Source organism: Streptomyces sp. NBC_00996 (genome assembly GCF_045162675.1).
Taxonomy (GTDB): domain Bacteria; phylum Actinomycetota; class Actinomycetes; order Streptomycetales; family Streptomycetaceae; genus Streptomyces.
The window spans coordinates 7,271,111-7,296,466 of record NZ_CP108723.1; the positions used below are offsets into that span (position 1 = coordinate 7,271,111).

Below are 25,356 nucleotides of genomic sequence, written 5' to 3' on the forward strand. Positions count from 1 at the left end.
TCAGGGCACCCGGCGTGGGCGTCGGCCTGAGGGTTCTCCCTCCGTCTCAAGCCGTCCCGTACCTGGGGGCTGCCGCCCTCAGCCCCCCCGCTTCGGTCTTGACGGCCTCGTCCTCGAACGCCGGACGGGCTGAATGATCTCCTGTAGGAGGCTCCAAAGGCGCACGTGCGTGTGCCGGGTGAAACCTCTATTTCGTGTTGTCAGTGGTGTGGGGCACGATGGGCTCATGGCATCCATGAACGACCATCCCGGTGAGCAGGCGGCGCAGGACGCGATCAAGTTGATCGCCATTCGTGAGACGCCGCTCTCCCTGGACGAGGTCTTCAAGGCCGTGGGGGACGACGCCTCCGGCGGGACCGCGCTGTTCGTCGGGACCGTCCGGAACCATGACGGTGGTGCCGACGTCGATGAGCTGGGGTATTCGTGTCACCCCGGCGCAGAGGCGGAGATGCTGCGGGTCGCCGAGAAGGTGGTGGCCGACTATCCGGTGCGGGCGTTGGCCGCCGTGCACCGTATCGGGGACCTGGCCGTGGGTGACCTCGCGGTCGTCGTCGCCGTTTCGTGCCCGCACCGGGGTGAGGCCTTCGAGGCGTGTCGCAAGCTCATCGACGACCTGAAGCACGAAGTGCCCATCTGGAAGCACCAGAAGTTCTCCGACGGTACGGAGGAGTGGGTCGGAGCCGGCTGAGGCGGCCGGTCATTCGACCCGAGGATCCGGCCGGTCACTCGTCCTCAGGATTCGGCCGCTCATTCGGCCTTGAGAGTTAGCCAACCTCTCACCTGCCCTCCGGTTGCGTAACCGGGGCCCTGCCGTGAGCGTTAACACTGCGAATGGTTAATCTGCTGATCAGTCAGTTGCGGTCGCTCATGGGGTTGGGAGGTCGACATGGCGGCGCTTGCCTGGTTGCTGATTCCGCTTGTGGCTGCGATCGGTGCCGGACTGTGGGGCAGTTGGGCCGGCCGCAATCGCAAGGTGATGGGAGACGGCGTCGAGCTCGCGGGATATACGCGCTTCCGTGAAGCCATGGAGAGGTCCGACGCCATGGAGAGGTCCACGGGCGGGGAGAAGTCCCACTCCGACGCCGTGTGAGCCCGACGCGTTCCGACCCCGTATCCACGGTGGCGCTCCGGCCTGTGAGCACGGCCCCGTCCGACCCCGTACGGACGGCCCCGTCCGACCCCGTACGGACGGCCCTGACGGTGCGCTGACAGCACCGTCCCGTACTGTCGTTCCATGCCACGCCGCACCGCGACGATGCTCGCCTCGACTCTGATCCTGATCGCGCTCCTGTGCGCGGGAGTGTTCATCAAAGTGCCGTACTCGGAGATGTCACCGGGCCCCACGGTGAACACACTGGGCGAGCACGACGGCGAGCCGGTGCTGCAGATCTCCGGTCACAAGACCTATCCGAGCACCGGGCATCTGAACATGACCACGGTCCGGGTCACCAGCGCCGACTACAACATGAACCTCGTCGAGGCCGTGTACGGGTGGCTCGCGCATGACAACAAGGTCGTGCCGCACGACACGCTCTACCCCGACGGCAAGACCGAGGAGCAGTCGACGCAGGAGAACGCCGAGGAGTTCAGCCAGTCCCAGGAGAGCGCCAAGGTGGCCGCCCTGAAGGAGCTGAACGTCCCGGTGAAGTCCTGGGTGATCGTCTCCACGGTCCTCAAGGGATCCCCGGCCGAAGGCCGGCTGCACGCCGGAGACGTCATCAAGGCCGTCGACGGTACGACGGTGAAAGCGCCCGACGACGTCGCGAAGCTGGTCACCAAGCACAAGCCGGGCGACAAGGTCGTCTTCACGATCGTGCCCGCCAAGGAGCAGGCCGCCGCCGAGAAGGAGAACAAGACGGCGACCGCGACCAAGAACGTGACGATCACCACGACCAAGTCCGAAGACAGCGGTACGGACCGGGCGATCGTCGGGATCTCGGCCGGAACCGATCACACGTTCCCGTTCGCCATCGACATCAAGCTCGCCGACGTCGGCGGACCGAGCGCCGGCCTGATGTTCGCGCTCGGCATAGTGGACAAGCTCACCCCGGGGAACCTGACCGGCGGCACGTTCGTGGCCGGCACCGGCACCATCGACGACGACGGCAAGGTCGGCCCGATCGGCGGCATCGAGTTGAAGACGGTGGGCGCGCGAGAGAAGGGCGCTCAGTACTTCCTGACGCCCAAGGACAACTGCGCGGCCGCCGCCAAGGACACCCCCAAGGGGCTCACGCTCGTCAAGGTCAACACCATCGACGACGCGATGAGCGCCCTCAAGGACATCAGCTCCGGCAACACGGCCGACCTGCCGAAGTGCACCACCGAGGGCTGACGGACATCGGGTTGTACACGGCTGGGGGCGTCCCGTGATCAGGGGGCGCCCCCAGCCACGTACAGCTAGTGCCGCGTCAGCCAAGGTTCGCCCCGTCGTGACGCCCGGCGCGCTCCCCCACTGCCTCAAGGGCGTGGGAGGTGCCCCCACTCGCCGCACCGGCCGAAAGCCCAAGTACGTCCAGTACGGGGACTTCCGGCCGGCACTCCCCCAGCCTTCGGCCGGGGGGACCCCCAGAGCACGCACCGGACGCCGCTCCTCAACGGGCAAACCCTGGCTGACGCGGCACTAGAGATCAGTCCGCGAACGTCGCCGACAGTGCCTCCGCCAGGCCCGGTACCAGGTCCGACCCCGTGAGCACCTCCGTGGGCGCGTCCTTCTCGCGCAGGCGAAGCGCCGAGTCGCGGGTGCCGTCGCGCAGGACGCCGACCGTCATGCGTACCTCCTGACGGTCCGGGTGCTCGGCGACCCACGTCGCGAGCTTCTTCTCGCTGAGGCCCTCCGGTACGGAGGCCTCCGCTGACGGCGGCAGCATCAGCCGCTCCACCGTGAGCGCGCAGCCGACTACGGCGTCCGGCCAGGCGATGGTGCCGAGGAACTCGTCGAGCGGCTTGCCGGCAGGGATCTCGTCCTGCTCGATGGGGGTGAGACCGGTGGTCTCCGGTTCGTCCTGCAGGCCGAGCTGGGCCGCGAGGCCGGGTTCCTGGGCCCGCAGTCGCGCGGTGTCTACGAGGGCGAAGAGGCGAGCGGGCTGGTCCCAGCCGAGGCCTGAGGCGTACTCGTCGATTTCGAGTACGGCTCGGGTGAGCGGGCTCGCTGCCATGGGAGTGTTGGACATGGTCACAATCCTGCCTCGTTAATACCCGGAACCGGGAACCGAGTAAAGCGTGAGTAAGTTGCATAGATGAGGCTCCACGATCACGGAGCCTTACGGACGGTCCACCATCACGGGGACCTGACGGATCAACAGCGACTTCGAGGTGCGCACCTTGGCTTTCCAGATGCCGGACCGCGGCGGAGGCCCGACGGGGCCACGGATCAGAGTGGGCCGACCCTCCCGGCGTGTCCGGACCCTGCTCATGACGCTGGGCGTGCTGGCCGTGCTGGCCATGGCCTTCGTCATGTTCGCGGGGTTCTGGACGGACTGGCTCTGGTACCGGTCGGTTCATTACTCGTCCGTCTTCACGACCACCCTGTGGACCAAGATCGGGCTCTTCTTCGTCTTCGGTCTGCTGATGGCGCTCTCGGTCGGCGTGAACATCTGGCTGGCGCACCGGCTGCGCCCGCCGCTCAGTGCCATGTCGATGGAGCAGCAGAGCCTCGACCGATACCGGATGGGCATCGCGCCCTACAAGACGTGGCTGCTGCTCGGCATCACCTCCCTGGTCGGGCTGATCGCCGGTGCGTCCGCCTCGGGCCAGTGGCGCACCTGGCTGATGTGGGTGAACGGGGTGCCCTTCCACCAGAAGGACCCCCAGTTCCACCTCGACGTCGCCTTCTACGCCTTCGACCTGCCCTGGTACCGCTTCCTGCTCGGCTTCGGCTTCGCGGCAGCGGTGCTCTCGCTGATCGCCGCCGCGCTCACGCACTACCTGTACGGCGGGCTGCGGATCACCAGCCCGGGGGCGCGCGCCACGGGCGCGGCCACCGGGCACCTCTCGGTGCTCCTCGGCATCTTCGTCGCGCTGAAGGCGGTCGCCTACTGGCTCGACCGGTACGGGCTCGCCGTGAAGTCGAGTGACTTCAAGGCGACCGGCAACTGGACGGGTTTGAGGTACGTCGACGCGAACGCGTATCTGCCCGCCAAGACGATCCTGTTCTGCATCGCCGTCATCTGCGCGCTGCTCTTCTTCGCCACCCTGTGGCGGCGCACCTGGCAGCTGCCCGTCATCGGCTTCGGCCTGATGGTGCTCTCGGCGATCCTCATCGGCGGCCTGTACCCGGCGATCGTCCAGAAGTTCCAGGTCCAGCCGAACGAGCAGGCCAAGGAAGCGCCGTACGTCGAGAAGAACCTGAAGGCGACCCGCGAGGCCTACGGGATCGACGGCACCAAGGTGACGGACTACCCGGGCACGAGCAACACCAAGGACAAGGCCGAGCTGCGCGACGACGCGAACACCGCCGCGAGCCTGCGTCTGATGGACCCGAACATCGTGTCGCCGACTTTCCAGCAGCTCCAGCAGGTGCGGAACTACTACGGCTTCCCGTCGAACCTGGACGTCGACCGGTACACCAAGGACGGCAAGGCGCAGGACACGGTCATCGGTCTGCGCGAGCTGAACCTCCAGGGCATCCCGAAGAACAACTGGATCAACGACCACTTCCGGTACACACACGGATACGGCGTCGTCGCGGCCAAGGGCACCACGGCCGACAGCGAGGGCCGCCCGGTCTTCACCGAGTACAACCTGCCGTCCAAGGGCGACCTGGGCACGTATCAGCAGCAGATCTACTACGGCGAGAAGACCACCCAGTACTCGATCGTCGGCGGTCCCCAGAAGGAGATCGACTACTCCGACGACAGCGGCGAGAAGACCACCAGCTACAAGGGCAAGAGCGGCGTCAGCCTCTCCAGCCCGATCAACCGGGCCGCGTACGCGGTGGCGTTCGGCGAGCCGCAGATCCTGTACTCCGGTGCGATCGGCGAGGAGTCGCGGATTCTCTACAATCGCACTCCCAAGGAGCGTGTCGAGGCGGTCGCCCCCTGGCTGACCATCGACGGTGACGCCTACCCGGCGGTCGTCGACGGGAAGATCCAATGGATAGTCGACGCGTACACGACCACCAACGGGTATCCGTACGCCTCCCGCACCACGCTCGGTGACACGACGGCGGACTCGCTGACGGCGGCCAACAACCAGCGCGCGGTGGTGGCCCAGCAGAACCAGGTCAACTACATCCGCAACTCGGTGAAGGCGACCGTCGACGCGTACACCGGCGAGGTCAAGCTCTACCAGTGGGACACCAAGGACCCGGTCCTGAAGACCTGGATGAAGGCCTTCCCGAACACGGTCAAGTCCAAGGACTCGATCTCGCCGTCGCTGATGGATCATCTGCGGTATCCGCAGGACCTGTTCAAGGTCCAGCGTGAGCTGCTCACCCGCTACCACGTGAAGGACGCGCAGACGTTCCTCAGCGGCAGTGAGGTGTGGCAGGTCCCGGACGACCCGACCAACAAGTCGGGCAGCGCCGTGCCGCCGTACTACCTGAGCATGAAGCTGCCCGGCGAGACGGCACAGTCGTTCTCGCTGACGACGACGATGACGCCGAACGGCCGTGACAACCTGAGCGCCTTCGTGTCCGTCAACGCCGAAGCAGGCAAGTCCGGTTACGGCAAGATCAGCATCCTGAAACTGCCGACGGGCAGAACCGTCGACGGACCCAAACGGGTGCAGAGCCAGTTCAACTCCGAGCCGTCCATCGCCGAGTCCATCAGACTCCTCAAGGGCGGTGACTCGGACATCGAGTACGGCAACCTGCTGACGGTTCCGCTCGACGGAGGACTGCTCTATGTGGAGCCCGTCTACGTACGCGGTGGTGACCTCAAGTACCCACTGCTGCGCAAGGTCCTGGTGACCTATGGAGGCAGCACCGCCTTCGAGGACACGCTCGACAAGGCGCTCAACAAGGTCTTCGGAGCGGAGGGTTCGACCACGCCACCCTCCGACGAGGGGACCACGAAACCGCCCACGTCGAGCAACCCGACGGTCCAAGAGGCGCTCAAGGACGCCCAGAAGGCCTTCGACCAGGGCCAGGAAGCCCTGAAGAAGGGTGACTGGCCGGCATACGGCCAGGCGCAGAAGGATCTTGAGGATGCGCTGAAGCGGGCGGAGGACGCGCAGACCAAGGCCGACAAGACCAGTGGCGGCAGCGCCGGCGATTCAAGCAAGAGCAGCGACAAGAGCTCCGGAAGCGGCTGATCAGGAGCCCACCCCGCGCCGTGGTACGGTTGCAACACAACGGCGCGGGGTGGAGCAGCTCGGTAGCTCGCTGGGCTCATAACCCAGAGGTCGCAGGTTCAAATCCTGTCCCCGCTACTGAAGTCGAAGGCCCGGATCCTGATCATGGATCCGGGCCTTCGACGTGTGCCGCGCCACGCCGAGACGCACGTGGTGACCTGGCGACTTGCGTGAAGTGCTGCGCCATGCGGGGGGAGTTGGGAAATCTGTGTTTGACTTGTCTCTCTGTGGGCATGTCGACAAAACGCTGAAGTGACCTCACTGGCTGCGGTATACCAGGTGTACCCAGGTTGCAGGTGGTGCGACGATGGACGTTATGGGGGACAAGGCAACTCTGTTGGATACAGGGCGGTTTGCGCAGCCTGCCGACTTTGCGCAGTCTGTGGATGTCACGCAGCCTTCCGACCGGGACGAAACCGGCGAGGCTGTCGAGGAAGCGCGCCAGCGGCTCGCCGCTGAAGCCGGCGACGTCGAGGCGATGAGCGTCCTCGGGGCCATGCTGCTGCGCCGTGGTGATCTCGACGGAGCCGAGCCTCAGCTGCGCGCTGCCACCGCCGCCGGGGACCGCGCCGCCGCCAACAATCTGGGTGTCCTCCTGCACCAGCGCGGTTACGCCGACGAGGCCGCCGGATGGTGGCGGATCGCCGCCGTCGCGGGTTCCGCGGCCGCCGCGCACGCGCTCGGGCGGCACCACCGGGAGCGCGGCGACGAGCCCGCCGCCGAGTACTGGCTGCGCCAGTCCGCGGAGCAGGGGCACGCCCTCGGCGCGTACGCGCTCGCCGATCTGCTGGAGCACCGCAGTGACGTCGGCGCCGAGCAGTGGATGCGGGCCGCCGCCGAGCGCGGGCACCGCGAGGCTGCCTACCGGCTGGCGCGGACGCTTGATCGCAAGGCCGCGGACGCAGGCCAGGCCGGAACTGACAACGGTGTCATCGGCGCGGCGGGTGAAGAGGCCGAGCAGTGGTACCGGCAGGCCGCCGCGCGCGGGCACCGGCGGGCCGCGCTGCACCTCGGGGCGATTCTGGAGAAGCGGGGCGACCTCAAGGAGGCAGGGCGCTGGTATCTGACGTCCGCCAAGGACGGCGAGGCGCGGGCCGCTTGCGCGCTCGGGTTCCTGCTGCGGGACGCGGGGGACACGGAGAGCGCCGCCGTCTGGTGGCTGCGCGCCGCGCAGGACGGGGACGGGAACGCGGCGAACGCCCTGGGCGCGCTGCACGCCGAGCGCGGTGAGACGCAGACCGCCGAGCGCTGGTACCGGGCCGCGATGGACGCGGGCGATGTGAACGGGGCGTACAACCTCGGGCTGCTCTGCGCCGAGCAGGGGCGGACCGCGCAGGCCGAGCAGTGGTACCGGCGGGCCGCATACGCCGGTCATCGCGAGGCCGCGAATGCCTTGGCGATCCTGTTGCTGCAGGTCGGCGATGCGGCCGGGGCCGAGCCCTGGTTCTCCAAGGCCGCCGAGGCCGGGAGCGTGGACGCCGCGTTCAACCTGGGGATTCTGCATGCCGGGCGGGGGACCGAGGACGACGACGCGGCCGCGCTGCGCTGGTACGAGCGGGCTGCCGCCGCCGGGCACACCGAAGCCGCACTCCAGGTCGCCATCGCGAGGCTCCGTGAGGGGGACGAACGGGCCGCTGAACGGCATCTGCGGGGTGCGGCGGGGGGCGGTAGCGCTGAGGCCGCGTACCGGCTTGCCGCCGTGCTCGACGCACGTCGGCCGCCGACGCCCGCTCATGAGCTGGGTGAGCCCGCTCAGGAGAAGAGCGAGTGCGAGGAGTGGTACGAACGGGCGGCGTCCCAGGGGCATCGGCGGGCGCAGGTGCGGGTCGGGATGCTGGCCGCCGCGCGGGGCGATGTGGTCGAGGCGGCCCGGTGGTACCGCGAGGCTGCCGAGGCCGGGTCTCGGAACGGGGCGTTCAATCTTGGGCTGCTGCTGGTTCGGGAGGGGAGTGAGCCGGAGGCCGCGTTGTGGTGGACGCGGGCCGCTGACGCGGGGCACGGGCGGGCCGCGCTTCGGCTGGCGCTCGTCTACGCGCGGCGGGGGGAGCTTGCCGAGGGGCAGCGGTGGGCCGACCGTGCCGTTTCTCTTGGGCCGGCGGAGGTGTCCGAGCGGGCGGCTCGGTTGCGGGATGCGCTGCGGGAGGAGTTGTCCGCGTGACGGTTGGGCTGGGGGTGCGGTGGGGCTGGTGTCCATGCCGGTTTCGCCCCCTCCGCCCTCGTCTGTCCCGGCCCCTGGGGTTTCGTCCCCTCCGCCCTCGTCCGTCTCGGCCCCTGGGGTTTCGTCCCCTCCGCCCTCGTCCGTCTCGGCCCCTGGGGTTTCGCCCCCTCCGCCCCTGCCCGTCTCGGCCCCTGGGGGCTGCCGCCCCAGACCCCCGCTTCGGCCTTGACGGCCCAGTCCTCGAAAGGCCGGACGGGCTGAAGCGCGATCGCCGGCCGGAGCTGAAGGCTGCCCCCTGGAGCGCTCGATCAAGGGATTTGCGCTGGTCCACACAGTTGACGTACTGTTCAGTTCATCGACGCGGGGTGGAGCAGCTCGGTAGCTCGCTGGGCTCATAACCCAGAGGTCGCAGGTTCAAATCCTGTCCCCGCTACTGAAGGCCGAGGGCCGGAATCCGACAGGGTTCCGGCCCTCGGTGTGTTCATGGCCGGTGGCGCACAGGTGCCGCTATGGACGGCGAACAGCGGAAAGCCCCGGCACGCAGCGCGTGCCGGGGCTTTCGTGCAAGGAGGCGGGTCTCAGCCTGCCGCGCAGTTCGGGCAGACGCCTCGGTACGTCACCTCGACGTCCGAGACCGTGAAGCCGAAGCGCTCCGAGGCCGGGAGGTCGGCGAGCGGGTTGCCGGTCGGGTGGACGTCGCGGATGGCGCCGCACTGGGCGCAGACCAAGTGGTGGTGCGGACGGTGCGCGTTCGGGTCGTACCGCTTGGCGCGCTTGTCGGTGGCGACTTCCAGCACCTCGCCGAGTGAGACCAGCTCACCCAACGTGTTGTAGACGGTCGCCCGGGAGATCTCGGGCAGTTTGGCGACGGCACGCGCATGTACCTCGTCGGCCGTCAGGTGGACGTGATCGCCGTCGAGGACCTCGGCCACGACACGTCGCTGCGCGGTCATTCGCCATCCGCGTCCGCGCAGCCGTTCCAACAGGTCACTCATATGGACAGCCTAACAGCAAGAGGACCAGATCCCGAACGGGTGTGACTTTGGAGCTGGACTTGACTTAGACAATGTCCATTGTAGGATCGAGGCCAGCATTGGCCAAGGGACAGGAATGGCTGGAATGACGCAGGAGGCGCACGTGACGCAGGGACCGCTTACGACGGAGGCCGGCGCGCCGGTGGCCGACAACCAGAACAGCGAGACCGCGGGCGTCGGCGGGCCCGTCCTCGTTCAGGACCAGCTGCTGCTGGAGAAGCTCGCGCACTTCAACCGTGAGCGCATCCCGGAGCGTGTCGTGCACGCCCGTGGCGCCGGCGCCTATGGCACCTTCACGGTCACCGCCGATGTCACCCGGTACACGCGCGCCGAGTTCCTCTCCGAGGTCGGCAAGCAGACCGAGACGTTCCTGCGCTTCTCGACCGTGGCCGGCAACCTCGGTGCCGCGGACGCGGTCCGTGACCCCCGTGGCTGGGCGCTGAAGTTCTACACCGAAGAGGGCAACTACGACCTCGTAGGCAACAACACCCCGGTGTTCTTCATCAAGGACGCCATCAAGTTCCCCGACTTCATCCACACCCAGAAGCGTGACCCGTACACGGGCTCGCAGGAGGCCGACAACGTCTGGGACTTCTGGGGCCTGTCGCCCGAGTCCACCCACCAGGTGACCTGGCTGTTCGGCGACCGCGGCATCCCGGCCTCGTACCGCCACATGAACGGCTACGGCTCGCACACCTTCCAGTGGAACAACGAGGCCGACGAGGTCTTCTGGGTCAAGTACCACTTCAAGACCGACCAGGGCATCAAGAACCTCACCCAGGCCGAGGCCAACAAGCTCGCCGGTGAGCACCCCGACTCACACCAGCGCGACCTGCGTGAGGCCATCGAGCGCGGCGAGTTCCCGTCCTGGACCGTGCAGGTGCAGATCATGCCTGCGGCGGACGCGGCGACGTACCGCTTCAACCCGTTCGACCTGACCAAGGTGTTGCCGCACGAGGACTACCCGCCGATCGAGATCGGCAAGCTGGAGCTCAACCGCAACCCGGAGAACATCTTCGCCGAGGTCGAGCAGTCGATCTTCAGCCCCGCGCACTTCGTGCCGGGTATCGGTCCCTCCCCGGACAAGATGCTCCAGGGCCGCCTCTTCGCGTACGGCGACGCGCACCGCTACCGCGTCGGCATCAACGCCGACCACCTGCCGGTGAACCGCCCGCACGCCACTCAGGCGCGCACCAACTCCCGTGACGGCTTCCTGTACGACGGACGCCACAAGGGTGCGAAGAACTACGAGCCGAACAGCTTCGGCGGCCCGTTCCAGACGGATCGTCCGCTGTGGCAGCCGATCCCGGTCACCGGCGTGACCGGCGACACCGCGGCTCCGGTCCACGTCGAGGACGACGACTTCGTGCAGGCGGGCAACCTCTACCGCCTGATGTCCGAGGACGAGAAGGGCCGTCTGATCGAGAATCTGGCGGGCTTCATCGCCAAGGTCTCCCGTGACGACATCGCCGAGCGCGCGATCGACAACTTCCGCCGGGCGGACGGCGACTTCGGCAAGCGGCTGGCAGCCGCGGTCCAGGCCCTGCGCGGCTGACGACCAGTACTGGGACGCTTGTCGTGGGTGGCGGGCCGGATTCCTTCGGGATTCCGGCCCGCTCGCATGCTCAGGCAGGTACGTGCTGTCGCGTCGGTGCCCAGCAGCGGATGATGTCGCGGACCGAGACGATGCCGACCGGGCCGGTCGAGTCGAGCACGATCAGGTGACGGAAGCCGCCGTGGGACATCGCGGTCGCGGCCTCCTCCAGGGTCCAGGCGGGTGCGGCGAAGACGACGTCGGTGGTGGTGTGGGTGCCTGCGGTCTCCGTGTCCGGGTTCTGACCGAGGGCGAGGGAGTTGAGGATGTCGCGCTCGGTGAGGATGCCGAGGCCGGACGAGTCCTCGTCGAGGACTACGGCCGCGCCGACGTGGCGTGCGGACATCAGTCGGGCCGCCTGACGGAGGGTATGTGCCGGGCCGATGGTCAGAACCACCGTGCTCATGGCGTCGCGGACGAGCATGGGCTGGAGCCACCTCCTTGGTGAAGCGCCAAGAGAAGCGATTCACAAGTTCACAAGTGGGGGGACTCTCAGAGTCGCAGTTAAAGGGAGGGTCAACAAGGGGGCGCGTGCGGTGAGTTCGGGGGCGCCCGGGGGTTACTCGGTAGTCCCAGCTCAGGTGGGGTTGCTCAGGAGCCCCGCTCGGTGGTGCATTTTTCCATCGGTGCGGAACCCTGCTCACTGTGAAGAAGGCTCAGCTGTGAACCTCGCTCACTGTGAACCCCGCTCAGTATCGCTGGTTCAGATACCCCAGCATCTCGTCGTGGAGGATGCCGTTCGACGCGGCCGCGTTGCCGCTGTGCGGGCCCGGGCGGCCGTCCAGCCCGGTGAAGGAGCCGCCCGCCTCGGTCACCACGATCGCGTTCGCCGCCATGTCCCAGAGGGACAGCTCGGGCTCCGCGCAGATGTCGACCGAGCCTTCGGCGACCATCATGTACGGCCAGAAGTCACCGTATCCGCGGGTGCGCCAGACGGCCTTCGTGAGGTCCAGGAAGCCGTCGAGGCGGCCCTGGTCCTCCCAGCCGCTCAGCGACGAGTACGCGAACGAGGCGTCGGCCATGCGCGAGACGTGGGAGACGTGCAGCCGGGACGCGGAGGAGAGGCTGCGGCCGGTGAACGCGCCGTGGCCCTTCGCGGCCCACCAGCGGCGCCCGAGCGCGGGGGCGGAGACGACGCCGACGACCGGCTGGTAGCCGCCCTCGCCCGCCTCCATCAGGGAGATCAGCGTGGCCCAGACGGGGACGCCGCGTACGTAGTTCTTGGTGCCGTCGATCGGGTCGACGACCCAGCGGCGCGGGCCCGTGCCCTCGATGCCGTACTCCTCGCCGAGGATCGCGTCGCGTGGCCTCGCCCGCTGGAGCTGGCCGCGGATGAGCTCCTCGGCGGCCTTGTCCGCCTCGCTCACCGGCGTCATGTCCGGCTTGGTCTCGACCTTCAGGTCGAGCGCCTTGAACCGGTCCATCGTCGCGGCGTCGGCGGCGTCCGCCAGGACATGGGCGAGGCGCAGGTCATCGCGATAGTCGGGCATGGGTGAACCGTATCTGTCCCTTCCGGGAGAGGGCCACACGGCCTCGGGATCACTATGGGCACGTACGCGGGGTGCCCGGAGTCGGAGCCGGTCTGGGGCGGGTGTGCCCACCGGCGCTTGCCGGGTGCCGCTCTCTTCGGGGCGGGCGCCGCCCTTGACGGCGTTCTTCGGGACGGGCGCCGCCCCTGACGACTCTCTTCGGGACGGGCGCCGCCCCTGACGGCACGACTGCGCGCAGCCTGAGACGATCACAGGCACCGCGCACGATGGCCGGAGTGCGCCCCTTCGGGCCGCCGTGAACCCTTGACAGTGCCTCTGTGCGCGTCAAATCTGAGCTGCAGACTCGCTCGCCCCAGGGAGGCGATGATGCCTGCAGCGCGGGAATCCCTCTTGGACGCCGCCTATACGGCACTCGCGCGTCGTGCGTGGTCCGCGGTGCGGATGGTCGATGTGGCCGCCGTGGCCGGGGTGTCACGTCAGACGCTCTACAACGAGTTCGGGAGCAAGGAGGGGCTCGCGCGTGCCCTGGTGCGGCGGGAGGCCGATGCGTATCTCGCAGGGGTCGAGCGGGCGCTCGGCGCTCATGCGGACGCGCGGGAGCGGCTGGTGGCGACTGCCGAGTGGACCGCGTCGGCCGCGCGGAGCAACGCTCTTGTGCGGGCGATGCTCACGGGTTGTTGGAGCGAACGGCTGCCCTCGCCGACGTTGTCGGCCGTACCCTCCTCGTCCGCCGTGCCCGCGCAGCGGCGGGCCGACGGGCCGCTGCCCTCGCCCGCCGACTTCGTGGCGCTGGTCCGGGACCGTGCGGTGGCCTCGCTGTCCAGCTCCAGGGCGGACGCGGCCGAGCTGGCACGCTCCTGCGAGCTCGTCGTCCGTCTCGCCTTGTCGTGTGTGGCCGCGCCGCCCGGTGAGGGCGGGGTCACGGACCTGGTGAAGGCGGCGCTGCCCCCGGCCCACCGGCTCGGTGTCCAGAGCGTCTGACCGACTCGGCGGAAGCCGACTCGACGACCTCGGTGCGCGACGGGTCAGGACCGGACGCCGACTCGGACGGCAGGCGTGCTGCCGTCCGCGACGTGCGCCTGGAGCGCGGGGTCAGTGGGCGGAGCCCGACAGCTGCAGGCCGATGACTCCGATGATGACGAAGCTGATCGAGACGATCTTCAGTGTCGAGACCAGGTCGCCGAGGAAGATCATGCCGTAGATCGCGGTGCCGGCCGCGCCGATGCCGGTCCACACCGCGTACGCCGGGCCGACGTCGAGCTTCTTCAGGGAGAGGGTCAGCAGGCCGAAGCTGCCGAGCGCGAAGATGCAGAACGCGACGGTCGGCCAGAGTCTGGTGAAGCCGTGCGAGAGTTTCAGACAGACGGCGAAGCCGGTTTCGAGCAGTCCCGCCACAACGACCAGCAGCCACGCCATGTCCTGTCCTCCCGCGTCCGCACGTCGACTGCTCCGTCTGGCTTGGATCCGGTCAGCGGCCTCTCCGGGGTCGCTCGGGGCGATTATGCATTTACCGACCGGCTAAGCCCTTACCGACGGGCCGCCGACGCAAACAACGCGGAGGTCAGTCGCACGGCGATCAGTCGCCTTCCTTCCGCTCGCGCGTCGCGAGCAGCCTGCGCAGCGAGTAGAGCCGCTGCGGGTCCGCGTGGCCGTCCGCCACCCACTGGTCGAGGGCGCAGTCCGGCTCGTCGTGGCTGCACGCGCGGGGGCAGCCCTCGGTGCCGGGTTCGAGGTCGGGGAAGGCGTGGATGACCCGGGACGGATCGACGTGGTGCAGGCCGAAGGAGCGGACGCCCGGGGTGTCGATGACCCAGCCGGCCTCGTCGGGCAGCGGGATCGCACGCGCCGATGTGGTGGTGTGCCGACCGCGCCCGGTGACCGCGTTGACGACTCCTGTGCTGCGCCGCCGCTCCAGGGACACCAGAGCGTTGACCAAGGTCGTCTTGCCCACGCCCGAGTGGCCGACGAACGCCGTGATCTTGCCGTCCAGCTGCTTGCGCACCCGGTCCACCGCCTCGCCGCTCTCCAGCTCCTCCCGGCTGGTCACGACATAGGGGACGCCCAACGCCCCGTACAGCTCCAGGAGTTCGTCGGGTGAGGCCAGGTCGGACTTGGTGAGGACGAGGAGCGGGGTGAGGCCGCCGGCGTACGCCGCGACCAGGCAGCGGTCGATCAGACGGGGGCGCGGCTCGGGGTCGGCGAGGGCGGTGACGATGGCGAGTTGGTCGGCGTTGACGACGACCACGCGCTCGTAGGGATCGTCGTCGTCGGCCGTGCGGCGCAGCACGGAGGTGCGCGGCTCGATGCGGACGATGCGGGCGAGGGTGTCCTTGGCGCCGGACAGGTCGCCGACGATGGCCACCCGGTCGCCGACCACGGCTGCCTTGCGACCCAGCTCCCGGGCCTTCATCGCCATCACGACGCGGTCCTCGACCAGGCAGGTCAGGCGGCCCCGGTCGACGGTGAGGACCATGCCCTCGACCGCCTCCTCGTGCTTGGGGCGGATGTTCGTACGTGGACGGTTGCCCTTGCGGTTGGGGCGCTGGCGGATGTCGTCCTCGTCGGTGTGCTTGCCGTAACGGCGCATGATCCCGGTCCGCCCGTCAGTTCCCGAGCATTCCGGTCCACATGTCCGGGAAGTCCGGCAGGGTCTTCGCCGTTGTCGCCACGTTCTCGATCTGTACGCCCTCCACGGCCAGGCCGATGATCGCGCCGGCGGTCGCCATGCGGTGGTCGTCGTACGTGTGGAAGACGCCGCCGTGCAGCCGGAGCGGGCGGATGTGCAGACCGTCGGCGGTCTCGGTGACGTCGCCGCCCAGCTCGTTGATCTCCTTGGTGAGCGCCGCCAGGCGGTCCGTCTCGTGCAGGCGGAGGTGGGCCACCCCGTGCAGGGTCGAGGGGGAGTCGGCGAGGGCGGCGACCGCCGCGATGCCAGGGGTCAGCTCGCCGACCTCGCTCAGATCCACGTCGATGCCGTGGATCGCGCCGGAACCGGTGAACTCCAGGCCGCTCTCGGTCAGTTCGCAGGAACCGCCCATTTCGGCGAAGATCTCCCGCAGCCTGTCACCGGGCTGGGTGGTGCGTGCGGGCCAGTCGGGGATGACGACCTTGCCGCCCGTCACCAGGGCCGCCGCCAGGAACGGCTGCGCGTTGGAGAGATCCGGCTCGACGATCAGATCGCGGCCGAGCAGGGCGCCCGGCGTGACCCGCCAGACGTTGGGCTCGCCGCCCGACTCCGGGGTGTCCACCTGCGCGCCGACCGCGCGCAGCATGTCGACCGTCATCCGGATGTGCGGCATGGAGGGGAGCGTCGAGCCGATGTGCCGGACCTCCACACCCTGGTTGAAGCGCGGGCCGGAGAGGAGGAGGGCACTCACGAACTGGGAGGACGAGGACGCGTCGATCTCGACCGGGCCGCCGTCCAGGGCGCCGCCGCCGTGCACGGTCAGCGGCAGTGCGCCGCGGCCGTGGTCGTCGATCCGGGCGCCGAGCAGGCGCAGCGCGTCGATCACACCGTTCAGGGGGCGCTCGTACGAACGCGGGTCGCCGTCGAAACGGATGGGGCCGTCGGCGAGCGCGGCGACCGGGGGCAGGAAGCGCATCACGGTGCCCGCGTTGCCGACGTCGACCGTGGCCGGGCCGTGCAGGCCGGAGGGGATGATCCGCCAGGCCTCGCCGGAGGCGTCCGGACCGGCCGCGACCGTGGAGCTGGACGCCACCGTCTCCTCGATGCCGACGCCCATCGCGCGCAAGGCGCCCGCCATCAGCAGGGTGTCTCGGGAGCGCAGTGGGCGGCGCAGCCAGCCCGGCTCGGAGGCCAGCGCCGCCAGCACGAGGGCGCGATTGGTGACCGACTTCGACCCCGGCACGTGGACCGTCGCGTCGACGGCTCCGCTCGCGTGCGGGGCGGGCCAGAGGGCGGTGTGGGCGGGGTTCACGGTCATGCGCCCCACTTTAATGGGGGTTCGCTCCGCCGGGTTTGGCCGGGCGACGCGGGTCGTATGTCGGCTGCGGGTGCGTTGTGGCTGGTCGCGCCCACGAGGCGGAGCCGCACATGTCGCAGCCCCGCGCCCATGGCAGGGCGCTGTCAGACCTCGAGCAGCCAGCGGCCTCCGCCCAGCAGTGAGCACAGTGACACCGCGTGGAACAGGAACAGCCACAGGCCCGCGGGGACGTGGGTGAGGCGTGACAGCTGGTCCGCGTCCGAGTCGCCCGCTCCGCCTCGCATCCGCTTCGCCTGGAGTTCGAAGGCCGGGCGGACCCCGCCGAGCAGCAGGAACCACACCACTGCGTACGCGAACGCGGCCTGCACCTGGGGCCCGGCGAGCCAGGACACCACCACGAACGTGCCGCCGGTGAGGATCAGGGTGAGCGCGCCGTACGCGTTGCGGATCATCACCAGCATCGCGACGAGCAGGGCCGTCGCCAGCCACAGCAGTGCGGTGATGTGGCCCGCGGCGAGCAGCGCAGCGCCGCCCAGGCCGAGCAGCGGGGGAGCGGTGTAGCCCGCGGCGGCGGTGAGGATCATGCCGACGCCGGTGGGCTTGCCGCGGCTGACGGTGAGGCCGCTGGTGTCCGAGTGCAGTCGTATGCCGCTGAGGCTGCGCCCGGTGAGCAGGGCCACCAGACCGTGGCCGCCCTCGTGGGCGATGGTGATGGCGTTGCGGGAGACGCGCCAGACGCCGTGCGGGACGATCGCCGCCAGCGCGGCGACCATCGTGGCGATCACCACCCACAGGTCGGGGTCCGGCTGGCTGCCGAAGATCTGGTCCCAGAGGCCGGCCAGCGAGGTGGATGCGGTGCTGTCCATTGTCGGCGGGAGCTCCCTCTCGTAACGCGGAATCTGGCAGTGTGGCACGTATGTGCGGACGGTATGCAGCGAGTCGTAGGCCCGAGGATCTCGCAGGAGTCTTTGAGATCGAGAAGTGGGAGCCCGAGGAGACGCCGGCGCCCGACTACAACGTGGCCCCGACCAAGGAGGTCTACGCCGTCCTCGACCGCCCCCTTAAGGACGCGGACAGCCCGAAGCCGGTTCGCCAGCTGCGCAAGCTCAAGTGGGGGCTCGTCCCGTCCTGGGCCAAGACGCCCGAGGGCGGCGCCCGGATGATCAACGCGCGTGCGGAGACGGTGCACGAGAAGCCCTCGTACCGTCGAGCCTTCGCCGCCCGGCGCTGCATCGTGCCCGCGGACGGCTACTACGAGTGGGTCACCAGTGGCGCCGAGCGCGATCTGGAGGTCGAGGGCAAGAAGAAGCGGCCCCGCAAGCAGCCGTACTTCGTGACTCCCGCGGACGGTTCTGTCTTCGCGATGGCAGGGCTGTACGAGTTCTGGCGCGACAAGACGTTGCCCGATGACCATCCGCAGGCGTGGTGGGTGACGTGTTCGGTCATCACGACCGAGGCGGAGAGCTCGCCGCTCGCGGTCGCTCCGGCCGAGGGGCCGCGGGCCCTGGCCGACATCCATCCGCGGATGCCGTTGATGCTCACGCCGGATCGGTGGGACGCCTGGCTCGATCCGGCGCGGACCGATGTCGACGACCTGCGGTCGCTGCTCGCTCCGCCTCCGGAGGGGTTGATGCGGGCGTATCCCGTGTCCACGGCCGTGAGCAATGTGCGCAACAACGGGCCCGAGCTGTTGAAGGAGCTGGAGGGGCCGGAGGAGGGGACGCTCTTCTGAAAGAGCTCCCGGGGGCAGGGCTGAGGCAGGTCGGCGTGGGCGCGCTTGCCGGGTGCCGCTGTGCCCACCCGTGCCGCCCCTTGCGGCGCTCCTGCCCACAGCGATGACGGCTGCGGCGCACGTGTGGCACAGCTGCGGCGCACGCGTGCCACAGCTGCGACGGCTTTGGCGGAGCTCACCCTCGGTCAGGGCAGTGACAGGATGGTTCCGTGGCGCACAGTGAGACGGTTGAGACCGAGGCGGGCAGTGCCCGTGTCACCTGGCACCCTGCCGAGAAGGCGCGGCTGGTGCTTGCCGTCAGTCATGGGGCGGGTGGTGGCATCGAGGCGCGGGATCTGCAGGCGTTGGCCGGGGTGTCGCCCGGTCACGGGGTGAGTGTCGCGCTGGTCGAGCAGCCCTGGCGGGTGGCCGGGAAGAAGGTGGCGCCCGCGCCGAAGACGCTGGATGTCGGGTGGCGGGGGCTGTGGCCCGCGCTCACGCGTCCAGGGCTGCCCGTGGTCTCCGGCGGGCGGAGTGCCGGGGCGCGGGTTGCCTGTCGTACGGCTGTCGAGCTGGGAGCCCGTGCCGTGCTTGCGCTCAGCTTTCCGTTGCACCCGCCGGGCAAGCCCGAGAAGTCACGTGCCGACGAGCTGCTCGGCTCCGGGGTGCCCACACTGGTCGTACAGGGCGCCAACGACCCGTTCGGGAAGCCGGAGGAGTTCCCGAAGGGGGCGTACGAGCTGATCGAGGTGCCGTACGGCGATCATGGCTTCGCCGTTCCGAAGAGGGCGCCGATCGAGCAGGACGAGGCGCTGACGATCATCACTGACGGTGTCGTGAAGTGGATCGCGTCACTCGTGTAACGCCCGGGAATGTCGAGTGGCGGACATCTGTTGTGCGGATCAGACAGCACGGAGCGTGCTGACCGTTCGTACGAGAGGAAGTCCGCCGCATGGGTTCGACCATCTGCCCGAGCCGTCGCAGCAGTGCTGACCTGGACTGGACGGTGCTGCACGCGGCGAAGACCGCCCCTATTCGGGCGGCGGCGGGTACGGATCGTCGTCTATCCTCCGATTCCAGTGGGACCGGTCTCGGTCTCACGTCGTCGCTGGAGGAGGTGGGTCCGGTCACTGGGACCGACGCAGGGACCGAACACGGCCAGGCGGAGCAGCCCGAGGGCCAGGGCACGAGCACGGAGTCGTCCGCCGAGCGCACCGCGCGCTTCGAGCGGGACGCGCTCGAATTCCTCGACCAGATGTACTCGGCCGCCCTGCGCATGACGCGCAACCCGGCCGATGCCGAGGACCTGGTGCAGGAGATGTACGCGAAGGCGTACGCGTCCTTCCATCAGTTCCGTGAGGGAACCAACCTCAAGGCGTGGCTGTACCGCATTCTGACCAACACCTTCATCAACTCGTACCGCAAGAAGCAGCGCGAACCCCAGCGCTCCGCGGCGGAGGAGATCGAGGACTGGCAGCTGGCGCGTGCCGAGTCGCACATGTCGACCGGTCTGCGCTCCGCCGAGTCGCAGGCGCTCGACCACCTGCCCGACTCGGACGTCAAGGAAGCGCTGCAGGCGATCCCCGAGGAATTCCGCATCGCCGTCTATCTCGCGGACGTAGAGGGCTTTGCGTACAAGGAGATCGCGGACATCATGGGGACACCCATCGGTACGGTGATGTCCCGGCTGCATCGGGGCCGCCGTCAACTGCGCGGCATGCTCGAGGACTACGCGCGTGACCGCGGGCTGGTCCCGGCCGGCGCCGGGGAGTCGAACGAAGCGAAAGGCTCGGCCTCATGAGCTGCGGAGAGCCGCACGAGACGGATTGCAGTGAGGTACTCGACCATCTCTACGAGTTCCTCGACCATGAGATGCCGGACGCGGACTGCACCAAGTTCGAGGTGCACTTCGAGGAGTGCTCCCCGTGCCTCGAGAAGTACGGCCTCGAGCAGGCGGTGAAGAAGCTGGTGAAGCGGTGCTGCGGTCATGACGACGTGCCGAGCGATCTGCGGGCCAAGGTCATGGGGCGCATCGATCTGATCCGCTCCGGACAGGTCGTGCCCGAGCACGACGTGACGGCGACGCCTCAGGAGTCCTGAACTCCTGACGGAGATCGCCCGGTTATCACCCGAACGTGCTAATCCGCGGGCTTGGAGCCCGCGGATTCGGCTGTACGCGTCCCCGCGGTGTCCCCGCCGCTCTAGGCTCCGGAGCCTGAAGTCGGGGAGGGGACGAGGATGGGGTCGGTTCCGGCGTGGGCCCGTGTCTACGTGGCCTGTGTCGTTCTGGGGGCCCTGGTCTGCCTGGCCCCCCTGCCGGTCCTCCATGGGCCGTGGTGGGTCGTCGCGCTGCTCGCCGTGCTGTACGCCGGGTGCGAGCGGATCCCGCTGCCCCGTGGTCCCCGTGCCGCCGGTGCCCCTGGCCATGAGGCCCCCAAAGGGATGGGCGCCTTCCTCCCCGTGCTGCTGGCCGGGGCCTTTCTGCTCCCGCCGCCCGCCGCCGCGCTCGTCGCGCTGCCGGGGGCCCTGCTCACCCGGGTCGAGCAGCGGCCGCGGTGGCTGCGCCGGATCTGGCGCGCGGCCCAGCTCGCCGTCGCGATCTGGGCGGCCTCCCGGGTGCACTGGGCGCTGGGCGGCCGGAACGCGGTGATCGAGCCCCACTTTCCGTACGCGCTCGTGCCCGCCGGGGCCGCGGTGCTCACGTTCTGCCTTGTGCTGACCGTCCTCGACGGCGGGATCCTGGCGCTCGCCGAGCGGGTGCCGGTGCGGGGCGCCTGGCGCGGCCTCTTCGCGCGCTCTCTCGCCCCGGTTGCCGTGCACGGACTCGCGGGGCTGATGATGGCGGTGCTGTGGCGCAGTCCCTACGGGCCTGTCGCCGCGCTGCTCGTGCTGTTGCCGATGTACGTGTCCTGCTGGGTGTTCGCGCAATACCACCGGGAGCGTGCCGCCCACCAGGCCACCATTCGCGCGCTGGTCCAGGCCGTCGACATCAAGGACGGATACACCCGCGGCCACAGCGAGCGGGTCGGGCAGGCGTCCATGATGATCGCGCGGGAACTCGGGATGGACGACGAGCGGGTCGAAGTGCTGCGGTTCGCCGGGATCCTGCACGACGTGGGCAAACTCGGCGTTCCCACCCGGCTGTTGCGCAAGGACGGGCCGCTCACCCCCGAGGAGCGGCGGGTCATCGAACTGCATCCCGAGTACGGGCACGAGATGGTCCGGGGGATCGGCTTCCTCGGGGAGGCGCGGTCGGCGATCCTGCACCACCATGAGCGGCTGGACGGGAGCGGGTATCCGTACGGGCTGGTGGGGGGCCAGATTCCGGAGTTCGCGCGGGTGGTGGCAGTTGCCGACGCGTTCGACGCGATGACGTCCACTCGGTCCTACCGGCGGGCCCGGCCCGTGCCCGCGGCGCTGGAGGAGCTGGAGCGGTGTGCGGGGGCGCAGTTCGACCCCGGGATGGTGCGGGCACTGGCGCGGGCCCTTTCCCGCCAGGGGTGGCATCCCGCCGTCACCGCAGACAACGGTGCCTGTCCGCCCGCTCCGCCCGTTTCCGGTCGGCTGGAAGGGCACCCGACATGAGCACCGCCGCTCCGCGGCCGAGTTTCCCCACCCGCTCCGCCGGTTTCCGGTCGGCTGGAAGGGCACCCAAACCCCTTGCCCTCACCCTCGTCCGTGCCGTCACCCTCGCCCTCGCACTCCTCTCCCTCGCCGTCACCCTCTGGACCGGCCTGGAAGAACGCGGTACCGCCCTCGTCTTCGGTCTCCTCATCCTCCTCGGCGAGCTCACCCGTTGGAGCGGTACCGAGGAGCGCGAGACCGCTCCGCTCGGGGCCGCGGGGGCGTTGTCGTACGCCCTGCTGGGGGAGCAGGCCGGGCAACCCACGCACCACGGCGCGGCCCAGGTCGTCGCCGTCGTCACCGCGGCCGCGCTCCTGGGGTGCGTGCCCCATGTCGCGGGTGGGCGGGGCCCGACCCTCGACCACCTCACCCGGCGCATACTGACCGTCGGTTTCGCCGCCGTCTGCTTCCAACCCCTGTACACCCAGGGGAGATTGCACGAGTGGAGCGGCCCCGCGTACGCCCTGCTGCTGGTCGCGCTGCTCGTGCTCACCGCGCTGTGCGACGCCGTCCTCGCGGCGGCGATGGCGCACTCGCGCACCCGGTGGCCGTTCGGGCCGCTGCTGCGGGACGAGCTGCGGTCCGTGCTCGGTATCGGGTCGGCCGTGTGCGCGACCGGGGCCGTGATGTCGCTCACGGTCGCCGTGGTCGGGCTCTGGGCCCTGCCCGTCTTCTCGCTGCCCCTGTTGCTGACCCAGCTGTCCTTCGGGCGGTACGCGGGCGTGCGGGTCACCTACCGGCAGACCATCGCCTCACTCGCTCGGGCGACCGAGATAGCCGGGTACACCCCCGCCGGTCATGCCCGGCGGGTCGCCGCGCTCAGCAGTGCGGTCGGGCGCGAGCTGGGGCTTTCCGAGCCCGATCTGACCGTCCTGGAGTACGCGGCACTCATGCACGACATCGGGCAGCTGAGTCTCGTCGATCCCGTCCCCGCCGGGGCCACTGCCGTGCTGCCCGCAGAGGAGCAGCGGCGGATAGCTCTGCTCGGCGGTGCCGTCGTACGCCAGACCGGGGTGGATGCCGAGGTCGCCGTGGTGGTGGAGCGGCAGGCCGACCCGTACCGGGAGCAGCCGGTCACCGCGCGGATCGTACGGGCCGTGAACGCATACGAGGAGATGGCCAGGGAAGCAGGGCCGGGAGGGACTCTGACCGCCCTGGAGAAGCTGCGTCTGGCCACGGCCCGCGACTATCAGCCGGAGGTCGTGGAGTCGCTGGCCAGGGTCCTGGCAAGGGGCGGTCTGACCCTGCCCCAGGCTGGGTAACCCATGGGTAATGAGCGCCCGTCCGACGGTACGTGGTTGGATGCGAGGAAGAGGGTGTTCGGGGGCACGGGCCAGCCCGGGGCTGCACTGTCTTCAAAGGACTCTTCAAGGGACCGGCAGGCGGGAAACGCAAGGAACTGGCAGGCGGGAATGGTGAGGATCTTCGGCAAGGGACGACACCGGCCCTCCGCCTCATGGCGGCAGGCCACCGACCGTGCGTTCACGCTGATCGGTGACGGCCGGTACGAAGACGCCGGCGCGCTGCTGACGCGCGCCGCGGACCTGGAGCCGTGGCTGTCCGAGTCCTGGTTCAACCTGGCCCTGCTGCACAAGTTCCGGCACGACTGGGAGCAGGCGCGGGCGGCGGGCCTCAGGGCCGTCGCGCTGCTCGACCGCGAGACCGGGGCGCCCGACTGGTGGAACGTGGGCATCGCGGCCACCGCCCTGCAGGACTGGCCGCTGGCCCGGCGCGCCTGGCAGGCGTACGGGTTGCGGGTACCCGGCGGCGCCGCCGTCTCCGGGGAACCGGTGGGCATGGACCTCGGCAGCGCGGCCGTACGGCTGTCGCCCGAGGGCGAGGCCGAAGTGGTGTGGGGCCGCAGGCTCGACCCCGCCCGCATCGAGGTGCTGTCCATTCCGCTGCCGTCCTCCGGGCGGCGCTGGGGCGAGGTCGTGCTGCACGACGGTGTCCCGCACGGTGAGCGGACCACCGCTGCCGGGCACTCCTACCCCGTCTTCGACGAGATCGAGCTGTGGGCGCCCTCGCCCGTCCCCACCTGGGTGGTCCTCCTCGAGGCGGCCACCGAGGACGACCGGGACGCGCTGGAGCAGCTCGCCGCCGACGCCGGCTTCGCCGCCGAGGACTGGTCGTCGTCCGTACGGCTGCTGTGCCGGATGTGCTCCGAGTCGCGGATGCCGTCCGACGAGGGTGACGGCGAGCACCTGGACCCGCACGACCACAGCGAGCCCGGCCATCCGGGTCCGCTCGGCCACCGCACCGACGGGCAGCTGTGGGTGCCCGAGCGGGAGTGCGGGGTGGCCGCGCCGGCCTCGCTGGTGAAGGGGCTGCTGGACGGGTGGGTCGCGGACAGCCCCGACTCCAGGGACTGGCGGGACCTCGAAGAGGTCTGTTAGGAGACTGCGGGGAGGAAGGTCGGCCGCGGGTTGTCGTGGCCGGTCGCGCCCACGCGGCGGAGCCGCACCGCAGGCACGGTCCCGCGCCCCTCACGGGGCGCTGCCCCGTACCCTGTATCAGCATCACACCCCCGTTTTTCAGGAAGGCATACGTCGGTCATGGCGCAGCAGGACACCGATCAGCAGCACGCGGGCGTGCTCCCCGTGGACGACGAGGGCTTCGTCATCGACACCGAGGACTGCGAGGAGCGTGAGGAGGCCTACCGCGGGCGCGGCACCTCGCGGCCGATCACGGTCGTCGGGAACCCGGTGCTGCACAAGGAGTGCAAGGACGTCACCGAGTTCGGGGAAGAGCTGGACCAGCTGGTCGCCGACATGTTCGCCAGCCAGCGCACCGCCGAGGGCGTGGGCCTGGCCGCCAACCAGATCGGCGTCGACCTGAAGGTCTTCGTCTACGACTGCATGGACGACGAGGGCAAGCGGCACGTGGGCGTGGTCTGCAACCCCGTGCTGGTCGAGCTGCCCGCCGAGCAGCGCCGTCTGGACGACAGCAACGAGGGCTGCCTCTCGGTGCCGACCGCGTACGCGCCGCTGGCCCGCCCGGACTACGCCGAGGTCACCGGGCAGGACGAGAAGGGCAACCCGATCAAGGTGCGCGGCACCGGCTACTTCGCCCGCTGCCTCCAGCACGAGACGGACCATCTGTACGGCTACCTGTACATCGACCGGCTCTCCAAGCGCGAGCGCAAGGACGCGTTGCGGCAGATGGCCGAGAACGAGCCCCGCTACCCGATCGTGGCGAACGGCTGAGACGTGACGGCGACCGTCCTCGCGAACGGCTGAGACGTGACGGCGACCGTCCTCGCGAACGACTGAGACAGAAAATGACAGGTGGGGCTCGCAGTCTCTTGTGAGCTTGCTCGAACGGCGCCTGGTCAGGGAGCTTTCCTGACCAGGCGCCGTTCGTGTGTACGTCGCACGTTCGATCCCTTGTGCTCCTCTAGTGATCCATATTCAGTCACACAAGGGGAGATTCTCGGCATCATGGGGTAGTGAGTGGGGCAAATCCGTTCCCAGGGCGGTCAGTTGTGGTGCTGAATGGGAAGTGCGGGGA

General features: G+C 69.5%; 23 protein-coding genes and 2 tRNA genes. 17 read left to right on the forward strand and 8 right to left on the reverse strand.

Going from position 1 to position 25,356, the window contains the following annotated elements; all coding sequences use genetic code 11:
- Nucleotides 1-226 precede the first annotated feature (226 nt).
- From OG390_RS34190 to OG390_RS34200, 3 genes are all read left to right on the forward strand, one after another.
- Entirely contained in the window at nucleotides 227-688 is a 462-nt protein-coding gene (locus OG390_RS34190; protein ID WP_406173198.1) for a molybdenum cofactor biosynthesis protein MoaE, read from the forward strand.
- 198 nt (nucleotides 689-886) lie between these two features.
- A complete protein-coding gene (locus OG390_RS34195; RefSeq protein ID WP_406173199.1) occupies nucleotides 887-1,090 on the forward strand; it encodes a hypothetical protein in 204 nt (67 codons plus the stop codon).
- A gap of 144 nt (nucleotides 1,091-1,234) precedes the next feature.
- A complete protein-coding gene (locus OG390_RS34200; RefSeq protein WP_406173200.1) occupies nucleotides 1,235-2,332 on the forward strand; it encodes a PDZ domain-containing protein in 1,098 nt (365 codons plus the stop codon).
- A 295-nt stretch (nucleotides 2,333-2,627) separates the two neighbouring features.
- Here the strand turns inward: OG390_RS34200 and OG390_RS34205 are convergent, their stop codons facing one another.
- Complete coding sequence (locus OG390_RS34205; RefSeq protein ID WP_406173201.1) at nucleotides 2,628-3,170, reverse strand: PPA1309 family protein; 543 nt, start codon at nucleotides 3,168-3,170, stop codon at nucleotides 2,628-2,630.
- Between the two features lie 163 nt (nucleotides 3,171-3,333).
- Between OG390_RS34205 and OG390_RS34210 the strand changes: the two genes are divergently transcribed.
- From OG390_RS34210 to OG390_RS34225, 4 genes are all read left to right on the forward strand, one after another.
- The gene (locus OG390_RS34210) at nucleotides 3,334-6,252 is read left to right on the forward strand and encodes a UPF0182 family protein (protein WP_406178016.1); all 2,919 of its coding nucleotides are present in this window, start codon (nucleotides 3,334-3,336) and stop codon (nucleotides 6,250-6,252) included.
- A gap of 43 nt (nucleotides 6,253-6,295) precedes the next feature.
- Nucleotides 6,296-6,369 (forward strand) — tRNA-Met (locus tag OG390_RS34215).
- Nucleotides 6,370-6,598: 229 nt separating this feature from the next.
- Complete coding sequence (locus tag OG390_RS34220) at nucleotides 6,599-8,449, forward strand: sel1 repeat family protein (RefSeq protein ID WP_406173202.1); 1,851 nt, start codon at nucleotides 6,599-6,601, stop codon at nucleotides 8,447-8,449.
- Nucleotides 8,450-8,808: 359 nt separating this feature from the next.
- Nucleotides 8,809-8,882: transfer RNA gene (locus OG390_RS34225), tRNA-Met, on the forward strand.
- A 145-nt stretch (nucleotides 8,883-9,027) separates the two neighbouring features.
- Here OG390_RS34225 and OG390_RS34230 read toward each other — a convergent pair.
- Nucleotides 9,028-9,444 carry a Fur family transcriptional regulator gene (locus tag OG390_RS34230; RefSeq protein WP_189189362.1) on the reverse strand — a complete coding sequence of 139 codons (417 nt, stop codon included), beginning with the start codon at nucleotides 9,442-9,444 and terminating at the stop codon, nucleotides 9,028-9,030.
- A 124-nt stretch (nucleotides 9,445-9,568) separates the two neighbouring features.
- On the opposite strand from OG390_RS34230, the gene OG390_RS34235 reads away from it, so the two are divergent.
- The gene (locus OG390_RS34235) at nucleotides 9,569-11,038 is read left to right on the forward strand and encodes a catalase (protein ID WP_406173203.1); all 1,470 of its coding nucleotides are present in this window, start codon (nucleotides 9,569-9,571) and stop codon (nucleotides 11,036-11,038) included.
- A 70-nt stretch (nucleotides 11,039-11,108) separates the two neighbouring features.
- Here OG390_RS34235 and OG390_RS34240 read toward each other — a convergent pair whose 3' ends face one another.
- Nucleotides 11,109-11,501, reverse strand: a complete 393-nt coding sequence (locus OG390_RS34240) for a cyclic nucleotide-binding/CBS domain-containing protein (RefSeq protein WP_399087475.1) — start codon at nucleotides 11,499-11,501, stop codon at nucleotides 11,109-11,111.
- Nucleotides 11,502-11,766: 265 nt separating this feature from the next.
- Nucleotides 11,767-12,567 (reverse strand): histidinol-phosphatase, encoded by an 801-nt coding sequence (hisN, locus tag OG390_RS34245; RefSeq protein ID WP_399087477.1) that lies wholly within the window; start codon nucleotides 12,565-12,567, stop codon nucleotides 11,767-11,769.
- A 366-nt stretch (nucleotides 12,568-12,933) separates the two neighbouring features.
- Here hisN and OG390_RS34250 point away from each other — a divergent pair, with 366 nt between their 5' ends.
- On the forward strand, nucleotides 12,934-13,548 hold the full coding sequence (locus tag OG390_RS34250) for a TetR/AcrR family transcriptional regulator (protein ID WP_399087479.1): 615 nt from the start codon (nucleotides 12,934-12,936) through the stop codon (nucleotides 13,546-13,548).
- A gap of 111 nt (nucleotides 13,549-13,659) precedes the next feature.
- Here OG390_RS34250 and OG390_RS34255 read toward each other — a convergent pair whose 3' ends face one another.
- From OG390_RS34255 to OG390_RS34270, 4 genes are all read right to left on the reverse strand, one after another.
- Nucleotides 13,660-13,983, reverse strand: coding sequence for a multidrug efflux SMR transporter (locus OG390_RS34255; protein WP_189189358.1), 324 nt, complete (start codon nucleotides 13,981-13,983; stop codon nucleotides 13,660-13,662).
- Nucleotides 13,984-14,143: 160 nt separating this feature from the next.
- Nucleotides 14,144-15,154, reverse strand: coding sequence for a ribosome small subunit-dependent GTPase A (gene rsgA, locus OG390_RS34260; RefSeq protein ID WP_406173204.1), 1,011 nt, complete (start codon nucleotides 15,152-15,154; stop codon nucleotides 14,144-14,146).
- Between the two features lie 16 nt (nucleotides 15,155-15,170).
- Nucleotides 15,171-16,511, reverse strand: coding sequence for a 3-phosphoshikimate 1-carboxyvinyltransferase (aroA, locus tag OG390_RS34265; RefSeq protein WP_406173205.1), 1,341 nt, complete (start codon nucleotides 16,509-16,511; stop codon nucleotides 15,171-15,173).
- Between the two features lie 143 nt (nucleotides 16,512-16,654).
- A complete protein-coding gene (locus OG390_RS34270; protein ID WP_406173206.1) occupies nucleotides 16,655-17,377 on the reverse strand; it encodes a M50 family metallopeptidase in 723 nt (240 codons plus the stop codon).
- A gap of 50 nt (nucleotides 17,378-17,427) precedes the next feature.
- Between OG390_RS34270 and OG390_RS34275 the strand changes: the two genes are divergently transcribed.
- The 8 genes from OG390_RS34275 to def all read left to right on the forward strand — a co-directional run bounded on the left by OG390_RS34275 (nucleotide 17,428) and on the right by def (nucleotide 25,052).
- Nucleotides 17,428-18,243 (forward strand): SOS response-associated peptidase, encoded by an 816-nt coding sequence (locus OG390_RS34275; protein WP_406173207.1) that lies wholly within the window; start codon nucleotides 17,428-17,430, stop codon nucleotides 18,241-18,243.
- Between the two features lie 209 nt (nucleotides 18,244-18,452).
- Nucleotides 18,453-19,085: an alpha/beta family hydrolase gene (locus OG390_RS34280; RefSeq protein ID WP_406173208.1), complete on the forward strand. Its 633-nt coding sequence runs from the start codon at nucleotides 18,453-18,455 to the stop codon at nucleotides 19,083-19,085.
- A 254-nt stretch (nucleotides 19,086-19,339) separates the two neighbouring features.
- A complete protein-coding gene (gene sigR / locus OG390_RS34285) occupies nucleotides 19,340-20,023 on the forward strand; it encodes an RNA polymerase sigma factor SigR (protein WP_406178018.1) in 684 nt (227 codons plus the stop codon).
- Entirely contained in the window at nucleotides 20,020-20,322 is a 303-nt protein-coding gene (gene rsrA / locus OG390_RS34290) for a mycothiol system anti-sigma-R factor (protein WP_189189351.1), read from the forward strand. Before sigR ends, rsrA begins: the two co-directional genes overlap by 4 nt.
- 138 nt (nucleotides 20,323-20,460) lie before the next feature.
- Nucleotides 20,461-21,807: an HD-GYP domain-containing protein gene (locus OG390_RS34295; RefSeq protein ID WP_406173209.1), complete on the forward strand. Its 1,347-nt coding sequence runs from the start codon at nucleotides 20,461-20,463 to the stop codon at nucleotides 21,805-21,807.
- Nucleotides 21,804-23,108 (forward strand): HD-GYP domain-containing protein, encoded by a 1,305-nt coding sequence (locus OG390_RS34300; RefSeq protein ID WP_406173210.1) that lies wholly within the window; start codon nucleotides 21,804-21,806, stop codon nucleotides 23,106-23,108. Before OG390_RS34295 ends, OG390_RS34300 begins: the two co-directional genes overlap by 4 nt.
- Nucleotides 23,109-23,261: 153 nt before the next feature.
- Nucleotides 23,262-24,242 (forward strand): tetratricopeptide repeat protein, encoded by a 981-nt coding sequence (locus tag OG390_RS34305; RefSeq protein WP_406178020.1) that lies wholly within the window; start codon nucleotides 23,262-23,264, stop codon nucleotides 24,240-24,242.
- Nucleotides 24,243-24,401: 159 nt separating this feature from the next.
- The gene (def, locus tag OG390_RS34310) at nucleotides 24,402-25,052 is read left to right on the forward strand and encodes a peptide deformylase (RefSeq protein WP_406173211.1); all 651 of its coding nucleotides are present in this window, start codon (nucleotides 24,402-24,404) and stop codon (nucleotides 25,050-25,052) included.
- Nucleotides 25,053-25,356 lie beyond the last annotated feature (304 nt).